General features: G+C 72.3%; 17 protein-coding genes. 6 read left to right on the top strand and 11 right to left on the bottom strand.

Annotation, left to right across the window (positions count from 1 at the left end; all coding sequences use genetic code 11):
• Nucleotides 1-105 precede the first annotated feature (105 nt).
• Nucleotides 106-795, bottom strand: a complete 690-nt coding sequence (locus ACEZDG_RS17950) for a DedA family protein (protein ID WP_380510226.1) — start codon at nucleotides 793-795, stop codon at nucleotides 106-108.
• Nucleotides 792-959: a hypothetical protein gene (locus tag ACEZDG_RS17945; protein ID WP_380510223.1), complete on the bottom strand. Its 168-nt coding sequence runs from the start codon at nucleotides 957-959 to the stop codon at nucleotides 792-794. The genes ACEZDG_RS17950 and ACEZDG_RS17945 overlap by 4 nt, the downstream gene beginning before the upstream one ends.
• 101 nt (nucleotides 960-1,060) lie before the next feature.
• On the opposite strand from ACEZDG_RS17945, the gene ACEZDG_RS17940 reads away from it, so the two are divergent.
• Nucleotides 1,061-2,188, top strand: a complete 1,128-nt coding sequence (locus ACEZDG_RS17940) for an FAD-dependent oxidoreductase (RefSeq protein ID WP_380510220.1) — start codon at nucleotides 1,061-1,063, stop codon at nucleotides 2,186-2,188.
• Between the two features lie 304 nt (nucleotides 2,189-2,492).
• Nucleotides 2,493-3,659, top strand: a complete 1,167-nt coding sequence (locus ACEZDG_RS17935) for a DUF5925 domain-containing protein (RefSeq protein WP_380510217.1) — start codon at nucleotides 2,493-2,495, stop codon at nucleotides 3,657-3,659.
• On the opposite strand, the gene ACEZDG_RS17930 is transcribed toward ACEZDG_RS17935, so the two are convergent.
• Nucleotides 3,650-5,365: a proline--tRNA ligase gene (locus ACEZDG_RS17930; protein ID WP_380510214.1), complete on the bottom strand. Its 1,716-nt coding sequence runs from the start codon at nucleotides 5,363-5,365 to the stop codon at nucleotides 3,650-3,652. The two genes, ACEZDG_RS17935 and ACEZDG_RS17930, sit on opposite strands and share 10 nt — an antisense overlap.
• A 236-nt stretch (nucleotides 5,366-5,601) precedes the next feature.
• Between ACEZDG_RS17930 and ACEZDG_RS17925 the strand changes: the two genes are divergently transcribed.
• Nucleotides 5,602-7,764 (top strand): phosphocholine-specific phospholipase C, encoded by a 2,163-nt coding sequence (locus ACEZDG_RS17925; RefSeq protein ID WP_380510211.1) that lies wholly within the window; start codon nucleotides 5,602-5,604, stop codon nucleotides 7,762-7,764.
• On the opposite strand, the gene ACEZDG_RS17920 is transcribed toward ACEZDG_RS17925, so the two are convergent.
• Genes ACEZDG_RS17920 through ACEZDG_RS17905 form a run of 4 tightly spaced genes read right to left on the bottom strand, consistent with a single transcriptional unit; the run spans nucleotide 7,754 to nucleotide 11,059 of the window.
• On the bottom strand, nucleotides 7,754-8,296 hold the full coding sequence (locus tag ACEZDG_RS17920; protein WP_380510208.1) for a hypothetical protein: 543 nt from the start codon (nucleotides 8,294-8,296) through the stop codon (nucleotides 7,754-7,756). The genes ACEZDG_RS17925 and ACEZDG_RS17920 overlap by 11 nt on opposite strands.
• The gene (locus ACEZDG_RS17915) at nucleotides 8,293-9,489 is read right to left on the bottom strand and encodes a helix-turn-helix domain-containing protein (RefSeq protein ID WP_380510205.1); all 1,197 of its coding nucleotides are present in this window, start codon (nucleotides 9,487-9,489) and stop codon (nucleotides 8,293-8,295) included. Before ACEZDG_RS17915 ends, ACEZDG_RS17920 begins: the two co-directional genes overlap by 4 nt.
• Nucleotides 9,490-9,539: 50 nt before the next feature.
• Nucleotides 9,540-10,295 (bottom strand): biuret amidohydrolase, encoded by a 756-nt coding sequence (gene biuH, locus ACEZDG_RS17910; protein WP_380510202.1) that lies wholly within the window; start codon nucleotides 10,293-10,295, stop codon nucleotides 9,540-9,542.
• Nucleotides 10,296-10,327: 32 nt separating this feature from the next.
• Entirely contained in the window at nucleotides 10,328-11,059 is a 732-nt protein-coding gene (locus tag ACEZDG_RS17905; protein ID WP_380510199.1) for a GntR family transcriptional regulator, read from the bottom strand.
• A 93-nt stretch (nucleotides 11,060-11,152) separates the two neighbouring features.
• Here ACEZDG_RS17905 and ACEZDG_RS17900 point away from each other — a divergent pair, with 93 nt between their 5' ends.
• On the top strand, nucleotides 11,153-11,869 hold the full coding sequence (locus tag ACEZDG_RS17900) for an alpha/beta fold hydrolase (protein ID WP_380510196.1): 717 nt from the start codon (nucleotides 11,153-11,155) through the stop codon (nucleotides 11,867-11,869).
• Between the two features lie 4 nt (nucleotides 11,870-11,873).
• On the opposite strand, the gene ACEZDG_RS17895 is transcribed toward ACEZDG_RS17900, so the two are convergent.
• From ACEZDG_RS17895 to ACEZDG_RS17885, 3 genes are all read right to left on the bottom strand, one after another.
• Entirely contained in the window at nucleotides 11,874-13,613 is a 1,740-nt protein-coding gene (locus ACEZDG_RS17895; protein WP_380510194.1) for a regulator, read from the bottom strand.
• An 80-nt stretch (nucleotides 13,614-13,693) separates the two neighbouring features.
• Nucleotides 13,694-14,371 (bottom strand): cysteine hydrolase family protein, encoded by a 678-nt coding sequence (locus tag ACEZDG_RS17890; protein ID WP_380510191.1) that lies wholly within the window; start codon nucleotides 14,369-14,371, stop codon nucleotides 13,694-13,696.
• Nucleotides 14,372-14,639: 268 nt separating this feature from the next.
• Complete coding sequence (locus ACEZDG_RS17885; RefSeq protein ID WP_380510188.1) at nucleotides 14,640-16,586, bottom strand: sigma-70 family RNA polymerase sigma factor; 1,947 nt, start codon at nucleotides 16,584-16,586, stop codon at nucleotides 14,640-14,642.
• Nucleotides 16,587-17,015: 429 nt separating this feature from the next.
• On the opposite strand from ACEZDG_RS17885, the gene ACEZDG_RS17880 reads away from it, so the two are divergent.
• Nucleotides 17,016-17,495, top strand: a complete 480-nt coding sequence (locus tag ACEZDG_RS17880) for a peroxiredoxin (protein ID WP_380510185.1) — start codon at nucleotides 17,016-17,018, stop codon at nucleotides 17,493-17,495.
• 170 nt (nucleotides 17,496-17,665) lie between these two features.
• Nucleotides 17,666-18,409: a hypothetical protein gene (locus ACEZDG_RS17875; protein WP_380510182.1), complete on the top strand. Its 744-nt coding sequence runs from the start codon at nucleotides 17,666-17,668 to the stop codon at nucleotides 18,407-18,409.
• A gap of 55 nt (nucleotides 18,410-18,464) precedes the next feature.
• Here ACEZDG_RS17875 and ACEZDG_RS17870 read toward each other — a convergent pair whose 3' ends face one another.
• Nucleotides 18,465-19,511 carry an NAD(P)-dependent alcohol dehydrogenase gene (locus tag ACEZDG_RS17870; RefSeq protein WP_380510179.1) on the bottom strand — a complete coding sequence of 349 codons (1,047 nt, stop codon included), beginning with the start codon at nucleotides 19,509-19,511 and terminating at the stop codon, nucleotides 18,465-18,467.
• Between the last annotated feature and the right edge of the window lies 1 nt (nucleotide 19,512).

The raw sequence follows: 19,512 nt of genomic DNA, 5'->3' as shown, positions 1-19,512 counted from the left end.
GGACCGCACCACCCGCCGAACTCGACTCGGCCGACGGCTCTTGAGGGGGAGCCGTCGGCCGGGTCGTACCCATCTTCCGTGTCAGTGAACTGATCTGATGGTGCGTCAGTGTCGGAGGCAGGACTCGCGGTCGACCGTGACGTCGGTCTCCCGCAGCTGGACGGCGGTGGCCACCCCGCGCTCGCGGGTCGCCGCCCTGCGGCGCAGCACCACCGCGGCGGCCAGCAGCGCCACCGCCGCCGCGCCGCCCAGCACCGGTCCGGCCTGCGAGGCGAGTCCGGTGTACGAGGCGCCCAGGGCATAGCCCGCGCCCGACTCCGCCGAAGCCCACAGCAGCGCCGCCGCCAGGCTGTAGGGCGCGATCCTGCGGTAGCGCAGCCCGGCGGCGCCGGCCAGGTGCGGGGCCAGCGTCCGCAGCACCGGCAGGAAGCGGCAGAGGAACACCGCCGCCCCGCCGCGCCGGGCGAGGATCCGGTAGGTGCGCTGCAGCAGTGTGGGCGGGATCCTGCGCCCGATCAGACCGGTGCCGAGCCGGGGGCCCAGCCGGCGTCCGGTGCGCTGGGCCAGCAGGTCGCCCAGCACCACCGCGCAGACCGCGGCGGCGATCACCACCGGCAGCCGCACCGTCGCCGAGCCGCTGCCGGTCCGCGCCAGAAAGCCCGCGGCGAGCAGCGTGGTCAGCGACGGCGCCAGGGCCCCCAGCAGCAGCACCGACTCGGCCAGCACCACTGCGGCCACCGTCCCGTACACGGCGGGCGGCGGCAGTTGCAGCAGCAGGTGCTGGATCCAGTTCATCGCGGCTCGCCGTCGGGCAGCGGAGGTCGCTGGTCCCCGTGCACGAGGGAGCGCCAGGCGGTGCGCAGCAGGGACAGACCGTTCTGCGCCGCCTCGGTCAGAAACAGCCAGCCGTCCGCGTCGCGCTGGGCCAGGACTCGTCGGTCGATGCTTGCTTGATCCATGGCTACCAAGGTAGGAGTCGGTCCAATGTCTGGGATCAGCCCTGGGTGCCACCCCGACCCCCAGGAATCTCAGGGTCACCCCCCGGTGTTCCATGACCGTGATGGTTGAACAGGCAACGGAAGCTGTGCCGACGGCCCCGGTGCCGGCGGCCGACGTGGACGTGGTGGAGGTGGACGTGGTGGTGGTCGGAGCCGGCCAGGCCGGGCTCTCGGCCGCGTTCCACCTCCGCCGGCGCGGGTTCGAGCCCGGCGAGGGCTTTGTCGTCCTGGACGCGGACGACTCCCCCGGCGGCGCCTGGGCGCACCGTCCGCCCACGCTGACCATGGCCGCCGTGCACGGCTTCCACGAGCTGCCGGGGATGCCGCTGCCGCCGTTCGCGGCGCAGCGCCCGGCCAGGGACGCGCTGCCGGAGTACTTCGCCGCCTATGAGCGGACCCACGACCTGAGGGTGCGACGGCCGGTGCACGTCCGGGCGGTGCGCGAGGCGGGCGACGGACGGCTGCTGGTCGAGTCGGACGCGGGCCGCTGGACCGCCAGGGCGCTGATCAACGCCACCGGCACCTGGACCCGGCCGTTCCTCCCCTACTACCCCGGCGCGGAGCTGTTCCGGGGCCGGCAGCTGCACAGCTCCGAGTACGGCGGGCCGGCCGCGTTCGCCGGGCAGCGGGTGCTGGTGGTCGGCGGCGGGGCGTCCGCGATCCAGATCCTGGCCGAGACCGCCGAGGTGGCCAGGACGCTGTGGGCGACCCGGCGCCCGCCGCGGTTCCGCGAGGCCGCCTTCACCCCCGAGATCGGCCGGGAGGCCGTCGCCATGGTCGCCCGCCGGGTGCGCGCCGGGCTGCCGCCGGCGAGCGTGGTCTCGGTGACCGGCCTGCCGCCCACCCCCGCCCTGCTGCGGGCCCACGAACTGGGCGCGCTGGAACGGCTGCCGATGTTCGAACGGCTGACGGCGGACGGCGCGGTCTGGCCGGACGGACACGTCGAGCAGCTCGACGCCGTCGTCTGGGCCACCGGCTTCCGCCCGGAAATCGCGCACCTCGCCCCGCTGGGCCTGCGCGCCCCGGGCGGGGGCATCCAGCTCGACGGCACCGCCGCGGTGGCCGACCGGCGGGTCCATCTGGTCGGCTACGGGCCCTCTGCCAGCACTGTCGGCGCCAACCGGGCCGGCCGCGCGGCGGCGGTCGCGGTGGACCGGATGCTTGCGACAGAACGTGTCGCCATGGCCTGAAGATCGGCCATGTTGTCTTCAACTTTTGAATGTATCCCAGCTCTTGACGCCACGTCACCTGGCTGGCTTGATGTGTACCAACGCCGCTGCCCGCTCATGGCTCCAAGCCCTGAAGGACCGCGGTGAGCCGAGCCACCCCTCGGCGCCCACGTCGGTCCCCCCGTTGAGGGGCGGGGGGACCACTTTTTCGTGCCCCTCGAAGCGCCGCCCCCGTGCTGTTCGAAGCGCCGGCTGAGCGGGTGTCAACCCCGGTCCCCGCAAAAAAAGCTGTGCCGGACGCGTTCCGTAGCGGATCATCTCCGATATGACTCTTCTGCACCAGGCCGGACCGGGCGACGGGGCGGCCCCCTCGGTCGAGCCCGCAGATCTGCTGCCGCTGCGTATCAGCCTCGACGACGGCGACGGCCCCGGCGACGTCGTCGACGCGCTGGCACTGGCCTCCTTCACCACCGGGGCACAGCCCTGGGCCCGGTCGGCCTCGGTCAGCCCGGCGCGTCCGGACGCGACCCTGCTGCCGCCCGGCGCCAGGGTGGTCCGCCGCAGCGAGGCGGACAACCGCACCGTGCTGCTCGCCGACGGCCCCGGCTGGACCCTCAAGGCGTCCTGGTGGCGCAACGGCGGCACGGTCAACGCCGACGTCACCGTGACCGCCGCCGACGACGAACTCGCCAAGCGGGTGCTGGCCCAGGCCGTGGACGGCGCGGAGGAGGAGAAGCCCACCGAGGAGGACGTGGTGGCCATGGGCTTCTGGCACTTCGCCGCGGGCCGCGGGCCGGTCCGGGCCCGGCGCCGGATCGAGGCCCCCGGCTGGGAGTCGGTGCGCGGCAACTACACCCGCACCGTGGTCGACGCCTTCGACGGGCTGATGAGCCTCAAGCCGGACCAGGTCACCGGTCGGCTGCTGCTGATGCACGGCCCGCCCGGCACCGGCAAGACCACCGCGCTGCGCACCCTGGCCCGGGCCTGGCGGGAGTGGTGCACCGTGGAGTGCGTGCTCGATCCCGAGCGGCTGTTCGCGGATCCCGGCTACCTGATCGAGGTGGCCCTCGGTCCGCAGCGGCAGCACCACAACCCGCAGGAGGAAGCCTCGGAGGAGCAGTGGCGGCTGCTGCTGCTGGAGGACTGCGACGAGCTGATCCGCGGCGGCGCCAAGCGGGCGGCCGGACAGGCCCTGTCCCGGCTGCTCAACCTGACCGACGGCCTGCTCGGGCAGGGCCGCAAGGTGCTGGTCGCGGTCACCACCAACGAGGACCTGGAACGGCTGCACCCCGCGGTGGTCCGCCCCGGCCGCTGCCTGTCCCGGGTCGAGGTCGGCCCGCTCAGCGAGCCGGAGTCGGCCCGCTGGCTCGCGGACACCCCGGTGGCCCCGCCGGTCGGCGGTGCCACCCTGGCCGAGCTCTACGCCCTCCGCCAGGGCCCGGGCATCCTGCTCCCGACCCCGTCCGCCCCCAGCGACGGGCTCTACCTCTGAGCCTGGCCTACGACCAGGGCACGGATGTGCTGCACCGCCTCGTCCAGCGGGACGGTGCTGCTCGCACCGGTGGCGCGGACGGTGACCTCGACCGTGCCGGCCGCCAGGCCCCGCGCGCCGACGGTGATCCGGTACGGGACGCCGATCAGCTCGACGTCGCTGAACTTGACGCCCGGGCGCTCGTCACGGTCGTCCCAGAGCACCTCGACCCGCTCCTGGCGGAGCCGGTCGTAGAGCTCCTGACCGGCGTCCAGGACGGCCTGGTCGCCCTTGCCCAGGGTGACCAGGGCGACCTCGAACGGGGCGACCGCGGTGGGCCAGACGATGCCCCGGTCGTCGTGGTGCGACTCGACCACGCAGGCCAGCGCCCGCTCGATGCCGATGCCGTAGCTGCCCATGATCGGCACCACCCGGTCGCCGTCCGCGCCGAGCACGGACACGCCCAGGGTCTCGGTGTACTTGCGGCCCAGCTTGAAGATGTGGCCGATCTCCACGGTGCGCACCACCTCCAGCGCGGTGCCGCAGTTCGGGCAGGGCTCGCCCGCGGTGACCTCGCGCAGGTCGGCCCAACGGCCGACGGAGAGGTCGCGGTCCAGGTCCACCCCGCGCAGGTGCACACCGTCGCGGTTGGCGCCGGTGGTCATCCCGGTGCGTCCGCGCAACGCGTCGTCGGCGAGCACCGGCAGGTCCGCGGGGACCCCGACCGCGCCCAGGCTGCCGGGAGAGGCGCCGAGCGCGGCCCGGATCTCCTCGACGGTCGCCGGGCGGACGGTCTTCGCGCCGAGGGTGTCGATCAGCTTCTGCTCGACCAGGGCGTGGTCGCCGCGCAGCAGAATGAGCGTCAACTGCTCGTCCACCACCTGGACCAGGGTCTTGACCTGGTGTTCGGCCGGGACGCCGTGCTGCCGGGCCAGCTCCTCGATGGTGCGGGCGTCCGGGGTGTCGAAGGGCTCGGGGGCGTCGAGGCCGGGCCGGTCGGCGACCGGGGCCGGCCGGGAGGTGGCCTTCTCCACATTGGCCGCGTAGCCGCAGCCGGTGCAGCGGACGATCAGATCCTCGCCCGCGTCGGAGGGGCACATGAACTCCATCGAGGCGCTGCCGCCCATGCTGCCGCTGGACGCCTGCACCGGGATCGCCGGGATGCCGAGGCGGGCGAAGATCCGGGTGTAGGCGGCATGGTGGCGGTCGAAGGCGTCGTCGAGGCCGGCCTGGTCGAGGTCGAAGCTGTAGGAGTCCTTCATGGTGAACTCGCGCACCCGGATCAGCCCGCTCTTGGGGCGGGGCTCGTCCCGGTACTTGGTCTGGAACTGGTACCAGATCTGCGGCAGGTCCCGGTAGGAGCGCAGCTCCTGGGCCAGCGTCGTGAAGATCTCCTCATGGGTCATGCCCAGCGCGAGGTCGGCGCCCTTGCGGTCCTTGAGCCGGAACATCTCCTCGCCCATGACCTCCCAGCGGCCGGACTTGTGCCAGATCTCGGCGGGATGCAATGTCGGCAGGATGAACTCCTGCGCGCCGATCGCCGCCAGTTCCTCGCGGACGATCTCGATGATCTTCGCCCGGGTGCGGACCGCGAGCGGCAGCAGCGAGTAGTGACCGGCCATCAGCTGGCGGATGTAGCCGCCGCGCAGCAGCAGCCGGTGGCTGACCGCGTCCGCGTCGGCGGGATCCTGGCGGAGGGTGGGCACGTACAGCTGGGACCAGCGCATGGTTCCGGAACCTTCGTCTCGGGCGGCAGAGCTCGCGGAGCAGAGGCCGCATTCTAGCGCTGCGCCCCTGGTCGGACCGCGCCCGGCGCTCGTCCGGGATTCGTTCGGAGACCGCTGACCGGTCGCTCCGCGTTCATCGGGCGGCCATGGGATTCCGGCTTACTGAGCTCCGACTTGTTCAGACAAGTTCCCGCCGAACTTGAGCTGAGCCACCATCGGAGAAAGCAGTGGGCAGCATGGACCAGCAGTCGCAGCAACCGTCCGCCCAGAATCCCGGTGCCGACGAGCCCAGGTGGAGCCGGCGCACCTTCATCGCGGCCTCGGCCAGTGCCGCCGCCGTGGTCGGGGCAGCCGGGGCCGGGGTGGTCGCGGCCGCGTCCGACGCGCAGGCGGCGCCGCTCCCGGCGCAGGCCGCCGCGGCCGCGGTGTCCTCCGCGACCTCCGCGACCTCGAAGAAGGGCCTCACCCACACCCTGCAGGACGCCAAGCACATCGTGGTGCTGATGCAGGAGAACCGCAGCTTCGACCACTACTACGGGACACTGCGCGGGGTGCGCGGCTTCGGCGACCGGGCCACCATCCAGCTGGCCGGGGGCCACAGCGTCTTCGAGCAGCCCAACGGGAGCGGGCGGCAGTACCCGTGGGCCTTCAGCTCCACCGAAGCGGCCGGGGGCGCGGACCCGGAGCGGCTGGCCCAGTGCAACGGCGACCTCGCGCACTCCTGGTCCGACCAGCACGCGGCCTGGAACAACGGCAAGCTCGACTCCTGGGTGTCCGCCAAGGGGAACGTCCGCACCCTCGGCCACCTCAAGCGCGAGGACATCCCGTTCCACTTCGCGCTGGCCGACAACTGGACCATCTGCGACGCGTACCACTGCTCGATCCTCAGCGCGACCGGCCCCAACCGCACCTATCTGTGGAGCGGCATGATCGACCCGGCCGGGAAGGCCGGCGGGCCCGCCTACAACGGCGGCAGCGAGTCGGGCCTGCGCTGGCAGACCTACGCCGAGTCGCTGCAGAACGCCGGGGTGACCTGGAAGGTCTACCAGAACGCCCAGGACAACTTCGGCGACAACGGTCTGGCCTACTTCAAGCAGTTCACCACCGCCCCCGCCAGCAGCCCGCTGGGCTCGCTCGGCATGGGCAGCGTGCCGCCCGCCACCGGCCGCACCCCGGACGACATCGCCGCCGCCATCCGCGCCGACGTGCTGGCCGGCAGCCTGCCGCAGGTCTCCTGGGTGGTCTCGGACCAGGCCAGTTCCGAGCACCCCTACGCCACCCCGCAGGACGGCGCTCACTTCGTGCACCTGGTCCTGGACGCCCTGAACGCGGACCCCGACGTCTTCAACTCCACCATCCTCTTTCTGAACTACGACGAGAACGACGGCTTCTTCGACCATGTGCCGCCGCCGGCCGCGCCGGCCGGAACGGCCGACGAGTTCTACAGCGGAACCAACATCGGCCTCGGCTTCCGGGTGCCGATGACCGTCATCTCGCCCTGGAGCCGCGGCGGCTGGGTCAACTCGGAGGTGTTCGACCACACCTCGGTGCTGCGCTTCCTGGAGCAGTGGACCGCGGCCATCGGCACCCCCGCCACCTGTCCCAGCATCAGCGCCTGGCGCCGCGCCGTCTGCGGCGACCTCACCAGCACCCTGGACTTCACCAAGCCGGTCTTCGGCATGCCCGCGCTGCCGGACACCGGCTCCACCATCGGGCTCGCCGCCTGCGCCCCGCTGCCCAACCCGGCGCCGGTGGACAACGCGCTGCCGGCGCAGGAGCCCGGCACCCGTCCGGCCCGCGCCCTGCCGTACCAGCCGAACGGCAACGTCAGCGAGTACACCTTCGGCTCCGGCGGCGTCGCCAAGGTGTGGATCGCCATGGACAACACCGGCCCGCAGGCCACCCGGGCCGCGCACTTCTCCATCTACGCCAACGCCCACCGCAGCGGCGGCCCCTGGCAGTACACCGTCCCGGCCGGCGGCACGGTCAGCGACTTCTTCAACTGCGGCGCCGGCTACGGCGACGGCGCCTACGACCTCACCGTGGTCGGCCCCAACCGCTTCCTGCGCCGCTTCCAGGGCAACGCCGACACGATCGGCGCCACGCTCTCGGTCACCGCGTCCTACCGGCGCGCGGGCAGCGCCGGCAGCGGCCTCTACCTCTCCTTCGGCAACAGCGGCACGCAGCGGGCGGTGTTCACCATCACCGCGAACAACTACCGCACCGGCGACCCGGACACCCACAAGGTGGAGCCGGGCACCAGTTCCTCCTACAGCGTCGCCGTCAACGGCTCGGCGCACGGCTGGTACGACGTGACCGCCACCTGCGACCTCGACCCGTCCTGGTCGCAGCGCTTCACCGGGCACGTCGAGGACGGTGACGACAGCATCAGCGGCTGAGGTCCGCCGGTCCGGTACTGGTGCGGTGCAGATGGCGGCCCGCGGCGGTCATCGCCTGCAGCAGGCGGTGGCCGTCCGCCGGGGTGAGCAGGCCCTGGCGGACGGCCGCGGCCACCAGGTCCATGGTCTCCAGGGTGCGTATGCCCCGGCGTCTGGCGAAGGCGGCGGCGGAGCGGTCGTCGGTGATCCAGACCGCGCCGCGGAACTCGCGGCGGGTGGTGATCAGCACGCAGGACTGGGCCTCGCCCAGGTGCTGGGTGGGATGCCGCCGGTCGCCGTTGAAGACCGCGCGACGCAGCCGCTCGACGGCCTGGCGCTCCGCCTCGTCGTCGATCCCGATCGGCTCGCCCAGCCAGCCCTCGGCGGGCAGCACGGCCAGTCGCGGCAGGTGACGGGCCGACAGCCGGGCCTCGCGGGCGACGGCCTCGGTCCAGCGCCCCCGCCCGTCCAGGACGTCCCTGAGCAGCACGAGGCGGTCGACGGCGGCGAAGTTGCACAGGACGGTGTTGTCGGGGAACCACCAGGTGCTCATGGCTGAAAGACCAGGTCCCCTTCCAGGGCGCTGTCGGGCGTGGGTGGTTCCAACAGGTCGTGCAGGTCGTCGACGTCCGTCTCCAGCAGGGCTGCGAGCGGACGCAGCGTGGTGTCACCGTCGCGGTAGCCGGCGTAGAGGCCGCCGGCCAGCCGCAGCGGATGCCGGGCCGCCTCGGCCCTGGTCGCCTGCTGCAGATAGCCGCGCATCGCCCCCACCGCGGCATGGCAGTCGGCGGTGGTGAGGCGGCGCAGCCGGTCCCTGGTCGGCCGGTCCATCAGGTCGAGGGCCCTGAGCCTGGCGGCCAGCGCGCTGGGCGACACCCGGAACCTGACGACGAGTATGCGGAAGGCCTCGTCGGTCGGCGGCCCGTCGGGACAGGCGGCGCGTACCTCGTCCTCGGGGAGCAGCAGATGGGCGGCGAAGGAGTTGGCGCGGATCTCGTCGGCCTCGTGCTGGCGGGCGGGCTCGACCTCGGCTTCGAGCAGCAGGTCCTGGGCGTCCCTGGCCAGGATGTGGCCCAGCTCATGGGCGATGGTGAAGCGCTGTCTGGTCCAGCGGTCGGTGCGGTTGACCAGGATCAGCCGGAAGTGGTCGCTCTGCCAGGCCAGGCCGTCCACCCCCGAGGGCAGCCGGGTGACCGCGATGTCCACGCCGAAGGCGCGTTCCCAGGAGGCCAGCAGATCGTCGGCCGACTGCGCGTCGACGGCCGCGGCACCGCCCGCGACCAGCAGCGCGCGGGCGGCCTCGGCCAGCGCGGCGCCCTGCTCGGCGGCCTGCGGCAGCCCGGCGGAGGCGGCGTCGGCCGGGGAGGCCGACGCGGGAACCGTGGGGAGCTCGGGCAGTTCGGGCAGTTCGGGGCTGCGCCCGAGCAGATCGAGGACGTCGTAGGCCGAGGTGAAGCGCTCGGTCAACTCCTCCACGCTCTCGCGCGCGGAGCCGGCCAGGGTGGCCGCCCTGGCCCGCGCGGCCAGCGCGGGCCGCAGCGGCTCGCGCCCGCTGAGCAGCCAGTCGACGGATACCTGGCCCACCTCGGCGATGAGGGCCAGTTCGAGCGAGGTGAACCTGCGGACGCCGCTGAGGGATTTGGACAGTTTGTCGGGAGTGAGTTCGATGTGGTCCGCGAAGGCGGCCTGACTGAGGGAGGCCGCTTGAATGACCGCGCGGACACGGCCGGTGACGGTCTCGTCCATAACCACACGCTACCGCGCAGTTGCGAGAATCGCAACTCGGCTCGGAAGGCTCAGAACGTCAGGGTCTCCAGCAGCGCCGACGACGGGGCGACCGCGCCGAAGACCCCGCCCTGCATGGTGACCATGCGGACCGCCGCGTCGTGGTTGGCCGGGTCGGTGGCGCCGGTGCAGTCGGTGAGCAGCAGGCACTCGTAGCCGCGGTCGTTGGCCTCGCGCATGGTGGTGTGGACGCAGACGTCGGTGGTGATGCCGGTGAGGATCAGATGGGTGATCCCCCGAGTGCGCAGCAGCAGGTCCAGGTCGGTGGCGTAGAAGGCGCCCTTGCCCGGCTTGTCGACGATCAGCTCCCCGGGCAGCGGCGCGGCCTCCGGGACGATCTCCCAGCCCGGCTCGCCGCGGACCAGGATCCGGCCGCAGGGCCCGGCGTCGCCGATGCCGGCGCCGATCCGGCGGGAACGCCAGAGCTTGTTGGGCGGGCAGTCGGCGAGGTCCGCGCGGTGGCCCTCCCGGGTGTGGATCACCGTCATCCCGACCGCGCGGGCCGCGGCCAGCACCCGGGCGGTGGGGGCGAGCGGGGCCCGGGTCAGCGCGAGGTCGTAGCCCATGGTGTCGACGTAACCGCCGGGGCCGCAGAAGTCGGTCTGCCAGTCGATGCAGAGCAGGGCGGTGGTGGCGGGGGCGAGCACGCCGTCGTAGGGCCAGGGGTACGGCTCGGCGGCGACGGTGCCGAAGGCGGTCGGGGCGGCAGGCGGGGCGGCGGTGTCGGTCGGTGTCGCGGTGTCGGTCGGTGTCGCGGTCGTGGTCATCTCGGTTCTGCCTCTCGCTGGATGACGAAACGTCAGTCGAGGGTGGCCATCCGGGCGATGGCCCGCAGGGCGCGTTCCTCGGCCACTTCCTTGGACTTGGCGAGATGTGCCCGGAAGATCCGCTCGGCGGTCGACGGATCGTCGACCAGCACCGCGCCGAGGATCTCCAGGTGCTCGCTGATGGTCTGTTCGATCCGGTCGTCGCTGAGGAAGTCATGGATCCTGATCACCCGGATCCTGGCGTTGACGGACCGCAGCAGGTCCACCATCACCTCGTTGCCGGCCGACTGCGCGAGCCGGACGTGGAAGTCCTCGTCCAGGGCGACGAAGCCGGCGTCGGCGGGCGGCTGCTCCCGGCGCAGCGACTCCCAGTCCTCGCGCAGGGCGTCCAGGGTGGGGCGGTGGTGGGTGGCGCCGATCTCGGCGGGACGCCACAGCGCGCCGATCTCCAGGGTCCGCCGGGTCTCGTAGAGGCAGGTGATGTCGTTGGGGTCGGGCACCGCGGGGCGGTAGCCGCCGTCCCGGTGCCGGCTGACCAGGCCCTCCCCGTGCAGCCGGATCAGCGCGTGCCGCACCGGGGTGCGGGAGACGCCGACCAGATCGGCCAACCGTCCCTCGGCGAGCCGCCGGGTCAGCGGGAACGATCCGGACAGCAGCCGGTCCCGCAAATGCCGGTACGCGTCCTCGCTGGGCGAGGACTTCGCCACGGCCTGCGGCGCGGGATCCGCTGCGGGATCCGGTGCCGTATCCAGTACGGAATCCATGGGGCCATCCTCCGAAGCCGTCGTGTCACGCTCAAGTCGCGCCTGTTCCACCGACGTTACGGGCCCGATGGAACCCCCTCTAGGCTGGTGCGCATGGCTGCGACGCGTGTTCTGCTCATCCACGGTGCGGCTACGACGGCCGCGGTCTGGTCGGGTGTCATCAGGCTCCTTCCGGGACTGGAGGTGGTGGCGCCGCAGCGTGCGTACAGCGGGGAGCTGGCGGTCGAGTTGGCCGCGCTGGCGGGTCCGGCCGAGGGCGCGGTCGTGGTGGGTGTGAGCGGTGGGGCGACGCTGGGCCTGGCGCTGCTGGCGGCCGGGGTCCCGGTGGCGGGGGCGGTGCTGCACGAGCCGGCCGTGGGCAGCCTGGTCCCCGGGCTGCTGGCCCACGTGGCCGAGGGCTACGCGGCCCACGGGGTGCCCGGGTTCGGGACGGCGCTGTACGGACCGGCCTGGGATCCGGCGATGGCCCCCGCCGAGGAGGACGCGGTGCGCAGGGACTTCGCCATGTTCCGGGCCTTCGAACCCACGCCGCTGCCCGCTCCCGAGTCCCGGACCTCCGGGACCTCCGCGTCCGGGACCTCCGGGGCCCGGCTGCTGACCACGGTCGGCGCGCAGTCCCCGCCGGCCCGCCACGCGGCGGCGCGGGCCCTGCGCGGCCTCACCGGCCTGCCCTACCGGGTGCTGGAGGGCTGCGGCCACGCCGTGCACCTGGAGCGGCCGGAGGCCCTCGCCGCGGTGGTCCGGGCGGTGGCCGCCGACCGCTCCGCCGCGGAGGCCGACGGAGCGTCGGCGGCGCCCGGCCGCGGCTGACCGGTCAGCCGTCGGCGGTGACAGCGGCAGCGGCCACCGACGCGACCGGCACCGGCGCCGGAGCAGGCTCGACCGCCACGGCCCGCGGGGCCGCTTCACCGCCCTCGGGGACCAGGAACTGCTCGTCCGGGTCGGGTTCCCTCGGCGGCACCTTCTTCAGCATGAACAGCGCGCAGACCACCGCCGCCAGCAGGTACCCCAGCGCGACCTGCCCGTCCACGTCCCAGCCGACCTTGGCGCCGTGGATCAGCCCGACGAAGGACAGCACCGCGCCGGCCGCGCAGTAGATCGCGGCCTTCTTGAAGTCGCGGTCGATCAGGAACACCACGATCGCGCCCAGGATCAGCCCGGCCAGCACCGCGCCGTCCCCGAGCAGCATCAGCCCCTTGTAGATCACCCCCGCGTTGACCAGCGCGCTCTCCGGCACCGTCCCCGGCGCCCCGCCGACCGGCGGGATGAGTTTCCCGCCGCTGGAGAAGTCGACGGTCTGGTAGCCGACCGCGGACAGCACGTCCGCCATCTGCCCCTGGGCCCAGGAGGCGACATTGGGGATGATGGCGATCATCACCGCCGCGGCGTGCGCCCGTGGCACCGCCTGGAAGGCCTGAGCCCCGATCAGCAGGCCGATGTAGAGCAGGATCGGCACGATCGCCGGGATCGGCAGCAGCGCGCCGAGCAGTCCGAACACCCCGGCGAAGCACAGCACCGCGATGACCACCCCGGTGGCCATGGAGTAGCCGGTCCGGCCGCCGGCCTTCTTCCAGCCGGGGTGGCCGATGTAGACGGCGGGCGGGAACGGCGAGCCGAGCGCGGCCCCGACGATCGCGCCGGTGCCGTCCGCGAGCAGCACCGAGCGCAGGCTGTAGCTGTCACCGGCGACGGAGGCGCTCTCCACGTTGGTCATGCCCTCGGTGAAGTTGTAGATGCCGAGCGGGATGGCGGTGGAGAGCAGCGGCCCGATGTGGCTGATGCCGGTGAACAGCAGGTGGAACTGCAGCGTGGGTAGCGCGATGGCGATGTCCTTGGCGGCCGTGGTGACGTCCGGCGCGGACATGTAGCCGCCGATCCAGCCGATGGCGGTGCCGACCAGCAGCGCGGCCAGCCCGATCGGGATGTTGAACGGCAGTTTGAGGTTGGTGAAGAAGCCGATCAGGATGATCGCCAGCACCGGCAGCGCGATCCAGGCCGCCTCGAACATCTGCCCGGCGGGCCGCATCGAGATGAACGCCACCGAGATGCCCGCCAGGGTGCCGAGCAGCGCCGCGCGCGGCGTCCAGCGGCGGATGTACGGGCCGACGAAGGCGCCGACGATGACGATGCAGCCGATCACGAACGCCCAGGCCAGGCCCGCTTCCCAGGCCCGGATCGGGTCCTTGGTGGCCAGGTAGGTCGGCAGCATGATGACGAAGGTGACGATGAACATGTGCGGGACGGACGGGCCGTACGGCATCGCCGCGACATCGGTGCGGTTCTCCCGGCGCGCCAACCGCCGGGCCAGGTAGGTGTAGTAGACGTTGCCGATCAGCAGCTCGACGCCGAGCGCGGGCAGGATGGTGTGGTAGACGTCGTGGCTGGGGATGTTGACCACCCCGATCACCAGACCGGTCAGGACCAGGACGTTGACCAGGACGTTGAAGCCGAGGCCGAAGAAGGCGTTGGTGTCGCCGGGCGACCACCAGGGGATGGTGACCGGCGCTTCGGTGTCGGCGGTGGCCGCCGATGGCGGCGGCGCGGTGAGGGACATGGCGGGCTCCGTGGGGGTGTGGTGCCGACGGTGCATGACTGAACGTCAGATGGTGGTTCGGACTCCGGGCCGACCGCGGGTCAGATCGCCGAGAGGGCCTTGAGGTAGTCGGCCGAGGTCGCGGTCCAGCCGAAGATGCCGCCCTGGGCGGCGATCATCGCCAGGCCGGCGGCCTGGAACTCGGGGAAGTAGGAGCCGACGCAGTCCTCCAGGACCAGGCAGTCGTAGCCCCGGTCGTTGGCCTCACGGACCGTGGTGTGCACGCACACCTCGGTGGTGACGCCGGTGACGACGAGCTGGCTCACCCCGGCCGCGACCAGCAGGTCGCCGAATCCGGTGCCGTAGAAGGCGCCCTTGCCGGGCTTGTCGACGACGGCCTCGCCGGCGACCGGCGCGAGTTCGTCGATGATGTCGTGGCCGTACTCGCCGCGGATCAGGATCCGGCCGTTGGGCCCCGGATCGCCGATCCGCCGGGAGGGCAGGCCGCGGTTGAGCTTGCTGGGCGGGCAGTCGGAGAGGTCGGGCAGATGGCCCTCCCTGGTGTGGACGACCGGCAGCCCGAGGGCCCGGGTCGCGTCCAGGACGGCGCGCAACGGCTGGATGGTGCGCCGCAGTTGGCCCACGTCATTGCCGAGGCTCTCACCGAAGCCGCCGGGCTCCAGGAAGTCGCGCTGCATATCGATGATGACCAGGGCGAAGCCGCCCGGGTCGAGCGGGAAGGGTGCGGGGTTCGCGGGAATGCTGACCGGGTCCGACATGGGGCTCCTCCGGTGAAGGACGGGAGGTGCATAGGGCCAAACGGTGCGTCGCTGTCGCGCGGTACTGCGCTGTGCTGTTGCGAAGACTGTCGGGGACGCTGTTTGCCGCCGTGAGTCACCGGTGTGACGAACGGATTACTGGTATCCCGCCCGGTATCCAGCACGGGATCCCCGTCGCAGAAGCAACGGGCCCGGCCCTCCTGCGCGGAGGGCCGGGCCCGATCGTTCGTACGGTGAAAGGTTGTTGACGAAGAGTCAGTCGATGGTCTCAGCCGCCCGCGGCCTCGAAGGCCTTGCCCGCGTCGGTCGCCACCGGTCCGCTGCGGAACAGGCCGGTACTGGCCGCCGTGTCCGAGGCCGGAAGCGCGAACCAGGCGTAGCGCTGCACATACGACAGCCCCTGCAGCATCTTGGTCGAGGCGGTGACGAACGCCGCCTGCTGCGGCCCGGTGGGGAATCGGGTGCCGTTGGAGAAGTCGATCAGGGCGTACTCGGTGAGCCAGATCGGCAGGTGGTAGCGGTTGTAGACGGCCTGGATGTAGGAGCGCAGCTGGTTCACCGCGTCCGGGGTGGTGAAGTCCCCGCCGTACCAGTGCAGGGTGATGAAGTCGACGCGGTAGCCCTTGGCCTTGGCGCCGCTCATGAAGCGGTCCAGCCAGCCGCCCGCGGTGTCACCGCCGTAGGCCACGGCGGGGCTGCCGAGCTTGCTGCCCGTGGCCATCAACTTCGGCCACAGCGACAGGGCCTGATCGACCGTCATATTGGACTGCGCCGACATGTCCGGCTCGTTGAACCCGAGCAGGTACGGGCCCGCGGCCTTGGCCTGCGCCAGCGCCGTCGGGGTGACCGAGGCCGCGCCCCAGATCATCGGGACGAAGCCGATCCGGGACGGCGCGCTGATGCCGGAGTGGGTGGTGGACCAGGTGTAGTACCAGCTCGCCCCGGACTCGGTCAGGGCCGTGTTGACGCCGGAGAAGCTCCAGACGCTGACCCCCTTCTTGGCCGAGGACACCGTGGCCACATGCGCCGGCGGCGGCACCGCCGGGTGCGTGGGCGTGGGCTTCGGGCTGTGCGAGGGCGTGGCGGAGGGGCTGTGCGAGGGGGTCGGGGTGGGCGAGGCGGTGGGGCTCGGCAGCGCGGGCCCGGTGACCGCAGCGGCGGCGGCCGGCCGCGGCTTCGGCGGGCTTCCGCCGAGACCGGACACCAGTACCGCGGCGGCGGCGACGGTCGCCACCGCAGCGGCGGCGGCCGAGACCGGCAGCACCTTCCCGCCGTGCAGCGCGAGCCGGAGGCCGCCCTTGACCGCCCGGTGGGCGTGCACCGCGTGCTTGGCCGCTCCGGCCCCGGCACCGGCGCCGCCCCCGGCCAGGGACATCACGCTCGCCCCGGCCTGGAACAGGTGCGGCGGCGGGACCAGCAGCGGCAGCCCGCCCAGCAGCTGCCCCATCGGGTAGAGCAGCCCGCCGCGCTCGCCGCACTGCCCGCAGTCCCGGATATGCCGGGCCAGCCGCTTGCGCCAGAGCGGGCTGGGCACACCGTCCCAGCCGCGGGTCAGCTCCGCCAGGTCGGCGCACTGCTGTTCGCCCCGGAACTGCAGCTGGAGCGCGCGGACGATGGTGCGCGCCGTCTCCAGCTGCTCCTTCATCCGCTGCACCCGGACCGCGGCATGGCGTCCGGAGAGGCCGAGCGCGTCGGCGAGTTCGGCCCGCTGCAGCTCCCCGGTCTCCTCCAGCCACCAGAGCGCGAGCAGCGCCCGGTCGTCCTCGTCCAGCCAGCGGGTCGCCTCGGCCAGCTCGCGGCGCTGGTCGGTGAGCCCGAGCCGGAGGATGGTGAGCCCGGCGAAGTCGGAGGCCGGGTCGGGTATCTCCTCGGCGGCGTCCAGGTCGGTGCGGTGGGTGTGCGAACTCTGCCGCTCCCGCTCCCGGTCGTGCACCTGGCGGACGGCGATGGCCACCAGCCAGGACCGGAAGGACTCCGGCTGCCGCAGCTCGCCGAGGCCCCTGACCACCCGCAGCAGGGTCTCCTGGACCACGTCGTCCACATCGGGGTGCCCGTTGAGGGCCCGTCCGACGATGTTGTAGACCAGCGGCAGCGAGGCGGCCACCAGTGCGTCCAGGGCCTCGGGGTCGCCCTCCCGGGCGGCCAGGACCGTCCCCGCGTTCGCCCCGCTCAGTGCGGTCCTGCGGGCCGCTGTGCTCCGACCGGTTGCGCGCATCTCGCCGTGGATCCTCTCGCTTGCCGTACCGCGTTGCTCTGTACAGGAGACGGTGCGGTCCACGCAGGATCACAGAAACTTCCGGCTCCTGTGCGCGGATTTCTGTTGTCCGCCGGGACGGCCGACGTCTCCTGAGTGGCGGGGGCCAGGCGGGCGCGCCGGCGCCGGACACACACAGGGGTTCGGATGGAAGATCAAGACCAGGGGTCCGGGCGGCTCCGGCCGTGGCTGATGGCAGGGCTGGCAGCGGTCGTGGGCACGGTGCTGTCCTTCGCCCTGTACCTCCCCTTCGGCCGTTGAGACACCTCTGAGACACCTCCGCGGCACCGGGGGCCGGGTACGGGACCGCCTTCGGGCTGGGAGCATAGTGGGCACACGTCGCAGTCCCCCACCGATGCCGATGCCGCCCACAGCCCAGGAGACCCCCCGATGGCCAAAACCCCCGAGGTCGGCCAAGCCGCCCCCGACTTCACCCTGCCCGCCGTCCAACTCGTCGACGGCGAGCTGGTCCGGTCCGACCTGACCCTGTCGGAGGAGCGCGGCCACCCGGTGGTCCTCGCCTTCTACCCCGGGGACGAGACCTCCGTCTGCACCAAGCAGCTGTGCTCGTACTCCTCCGGCTTCGAGGCGTTCACCGACCTCGGCGCGACCGTGTGGGGGATCAGCCCGCAGGGCATCGAGAGCCATGAGAGCTTCGCCCGCAAGTTCCAGCTGCGGATGCCGCTGCTCGCCGACACCGAGCGCGAGGCCGTCGCCGCCTACGGCATCGGCCTGGGCAGCATGCTGCGCCGCGCGGTCTTCATCGTCGACGCCGAGGGCACCCTCCGCTGGAAGCACGTGGCCGCCCTCGGCCTCACCTTCCGCGACGTCCCCACCCTCACCGCCCAACTCGAAGCCCTGAAGCAGTAGCCCGGGGCGGAGCGAGCGAGCATCTGGGGCAGGGGCCGCGCGGCCCCTGCCCCAGTTTACTTTTGACCGATAGTCATGGGGGACCAGGGGTTGAAAGTATCGAGCCCGTAGGCCAGGCTGTGGATAGTCGCAGGGCAAGGCGACCCGACTATCTAGCTATGGGGGCACGCATGATTCACATCACGCTCGGAAAGATGCGCTACATCAAGCCCGACCAGGACGGACTGGGCCGCGACCACGTCGGCTGGGACCCCCACATGGACGACGCGGCGCTGTTCCGCGCCAACCGCGGCTGCTGGGTACTCGGCGAGCGGGCCGACCGGGAGCAGTACGCCCTGCTGTCCGCCGAGGGCACTGTGCGCCAGGCGATCGAGATCGATCGCCTGGTCCAGGTGCCGGGCGGGCGCCGGGCGATCGAGGGGCGGTACCTGGAAGCAGGACACCCGGTCTACGACGCCTACGTCGGAAAGCCCCAGCCGATCGCACCGGTCCGCAATCCCGTGACCTATTTCGACTCCCCCCATGCCGCACGGACGTGCGGATGCGGGTGCGGAGCCCCCGTCACTCTCGGCTGGTTCCTGACCGGCCACGACCAGAAGGCCCTGCACGACCGCGTCGCCAAGGTCGGCACGGTCCACCAGTTCATCGACTGGTTCGACCGCACCTACGTCGAGGAGCCCCGGGCGATGGCGTCTCGGATCACCACCATTGCGCGGCATACCAACGCCAGGACGGTGTGCAGCGCCCACGGCGCCGCCGCAGAGTGCGGGGCACTGGTCGCGGACGTGGTGTTGGAGGACGCGGGCAGCAATCACATCGAGTGGGCGGTCTGCGAGCGCTGGTTCCGGGACAACCGCGATGCGGCGACCTGGCGGTCGCGAAACCCCGAGGAAGCAGCGCTGCTGGGGTTGTGACCACAGCAGGAAGCCCCCGCCCGGGTGGGCGGGGGCTCCCCGCAGCGGTGGCGGGCTAGTTGATGGTGGAGGTGTCGATCACGAAGCGGTAGCGGACGTCGCTGGCGACGACGCGGTCGTAGGCCTCGTTGATCCGGTCGGCCGGGATCACCTCGATCTCCGCGCCGAGGTTGTGCTCGGCGCAGAAGTCCAGCATCTCCTGGGTCTGCCGGATGCCGCCGATCATGGAACCGGCCAGGCTGCGGCGCGAGCCGATGAGCGAGAAGACGCTCAGCGAGACCGGATGCTCCGGGGCGCCGACGTTGACCAGGGTGCCGTCCACGGCGAGCAGCCCGAGGTAGGAGTCCAGGTCGAGGTTGGCCGAGACGGTGTTGATGATCAGGTCGAAGCTGTTCGCCAGCTCCTCGAAGGTGCCGGCCTCGCGGGTGGCGTAGTAGTGCCGGGCGCCGAACCGCTCCGCGTCCGCCTGCTTGCCGAGGGTCTGGCTGAGCACGGTGACGTCCGCGCCGAGGGCGGCGGCGATCTTGACGCCCATGTGGCCGAGGCCGCCCATGCCGACGATGGCGACCTTCTTGCCCGGCCCGGCGTTCCAGTGCTTCAGCGGCGAGAAGAGGGTGATCCCGGCGCAGAGCAGCGGCGCAGCGGCGTCGAGGCCGAGGCCCTCGGGGATGCCCAGGACGTAGTTCTCGTCCACGACGACCTGGGTGCTGTAGCCGCCGTAGGTGGGGGTGCCGTCGCGGCCGACGGAGTTGTAGGTGCCGACCATGCCGTTGAGGCAGTACTGCTCCTCGCCGGCCAGGCAGTTGGCGCACTCACGACAGGAGTCGACAAAACAGCCGACGCCGACCCGGTCGCCGACCGCGTAGCGGGTGACGCCGGGGCCGACCTCGGCCACGACGCCGGCGATCTCATGACCGGGCACCATCGGGAAGTTGCCCTCGCCCCACTCGTCGCGCGCCTGGTGGATGTCCGAGTGGCAGATCCCGGCGAACTTGATGTCGATGAGGACGTCGTTCCGGCCGACCTCGCGGCGCGGCACGGTGGTGCGCTCCAGCGGGGCCTTCGCGGCGGGGGCTGCGTACGCGGCAATGGTGGTGGTCATC

Origin of the sequence: Streptacidiphilus alkalitolerans (assembly GCF_042511045.1) — a bacterium.
In the GTDB taxonomy this organism is placed as follows: Bacteria; Actinomycetota; Actinomycetes; order Streptomycetales; family Streptomycetaceae; genus Streptacidiphilus; species Streptacidiphilus alkalitolerans.
This window is presented reverse-complemented; position numbering and strand designations above follow the sequence as displayed.

Excerpts from the sequence above, each read along its gene's own strand:
- ACEZDG_RS17950 (WP_380510226.1), bottom strand. The coding sequence starts at position 795 with ATGAACTGGATCCAGCACCTGCTGCTGCAACTGCCGCCGCCCGCCGTG.
- ACEZDG_RS17945 (WP_380510223.1), bottom strand. The coding sequence starts at position 959 with ATGGATCAAGCAAGCATCGACCGACGAGTCCTGGCCCAGCGCGACGCG.
- ACEZDG_RS17940 (WP_380510220.1), top strand. The coding sequence starts at position 1,061 with ATGGTTGAACAGGCAACGGAAGCTGTGCCGACGGCCCCGGTGCCGGCG.
- ACEZDG_RS17935 (WP_380510217.1), top strand. The coding sequence starts at position 2,493 with ATGACTCTTCTGCACCAGGCCGGACCGGGCGACGGGGCGGCCCCCTCG.
- ACEZDG_RS17930 (WP_380510214.1), bottom strand. The coding sequence starts at position 5,365 with ATGCGCTGGTCCCAGCTGTACGTGCCCACCCTCCGCCAGGATCCCGCC.
- ACEZDG_RS17925 (WP_380510211.1), top strand. The coding sequence starts at position 5,602 with ATGGACCAGCAGTCGCAGCAACCGTCCGCCCAGAATCCCGGTGCCGAC.
- ACEZDG_RS17920 (WP_380510208.1), bottom strand. The coding sequence starts at position 8,296 with ATGAGCACCTGGTGGTTCCCCGACAACACCGTCCTGTGCAACTTCGCC.
- ACEZDG_RS17915 (WP_380510205.1), bottom strand. The coding sequence starts at position 9,489 with ATGGACGAGACCGTCACCGGCCGTGTCCGCGCGGTCATTCAAGCGGCC.
- biuH (WP_380510202.1), bottom strand. The coding sequence starts at position 10,295 with ATGACCACGACCGCGACACCGACCGACACCGCGACACCGACCGACACC.
- ACEZDG_RS17905 (WP_380510199.1), bottom strand. The coding sequence starts at position 11,059 with ATGGATTCCGTACTGGATACGGCACCGGATCCCGCAGCGGATCCCGCG.
- ACEZDG_RS17900 (WP_380510196.1), top strand. The coding sequence starts at position 11,153 with ATGGCTGCGACGCGTGTTCTGCTCATCCACGGTGCGGCTACGACGGCC.
- ACEZDG_RS17895 (WP_380510194.1), bottom strand. The coding sequence starts at position 13,613 with ATGTCCCTCACCGCGCCGCCGCCATCGGCGGCCACCGCCGACACCGAA.
- ACEZDG_RS17890 (WP_380510191.1), bottom strand. The coding sequence starts at position 14,371 with ATGTCGGACCCGGTCAGCATTCCCGCGAACCCCGCACCCTTCCCGCTC.
- ACEZDG_RS17885 (WP_380510188.1), bottom strand. The coding sequence starts at position 16,586 with ATGCGCGCAACCGGTCGGAGCACAGCGGCCCGCAGGACCGCACTGAGC.
- ACEZDG_RS17880 (WP_380510185.1), top strand. The coding sequence starts at position 17,016 with ATGGCCAAAACCCCCGAGGTCGGCCAAGCCGCCCCCGACTTCACCCTG.
- ACEZDG_RS17875 (WP_380510182.1), top strand. The coding sequence starts at position 17,666 with ATGATTCACATCACGCTCGGAAAGATGCGCTACATCAAGCCCGACCAG.
- ACEZDG_RS17870 (WP_380510179.1), bottom strand. The coding sequence starts at position 19,511 with ATGACCACCACCATTGCCGCGTACGCAGCCCCCGCCGCGAAGGCCCCG.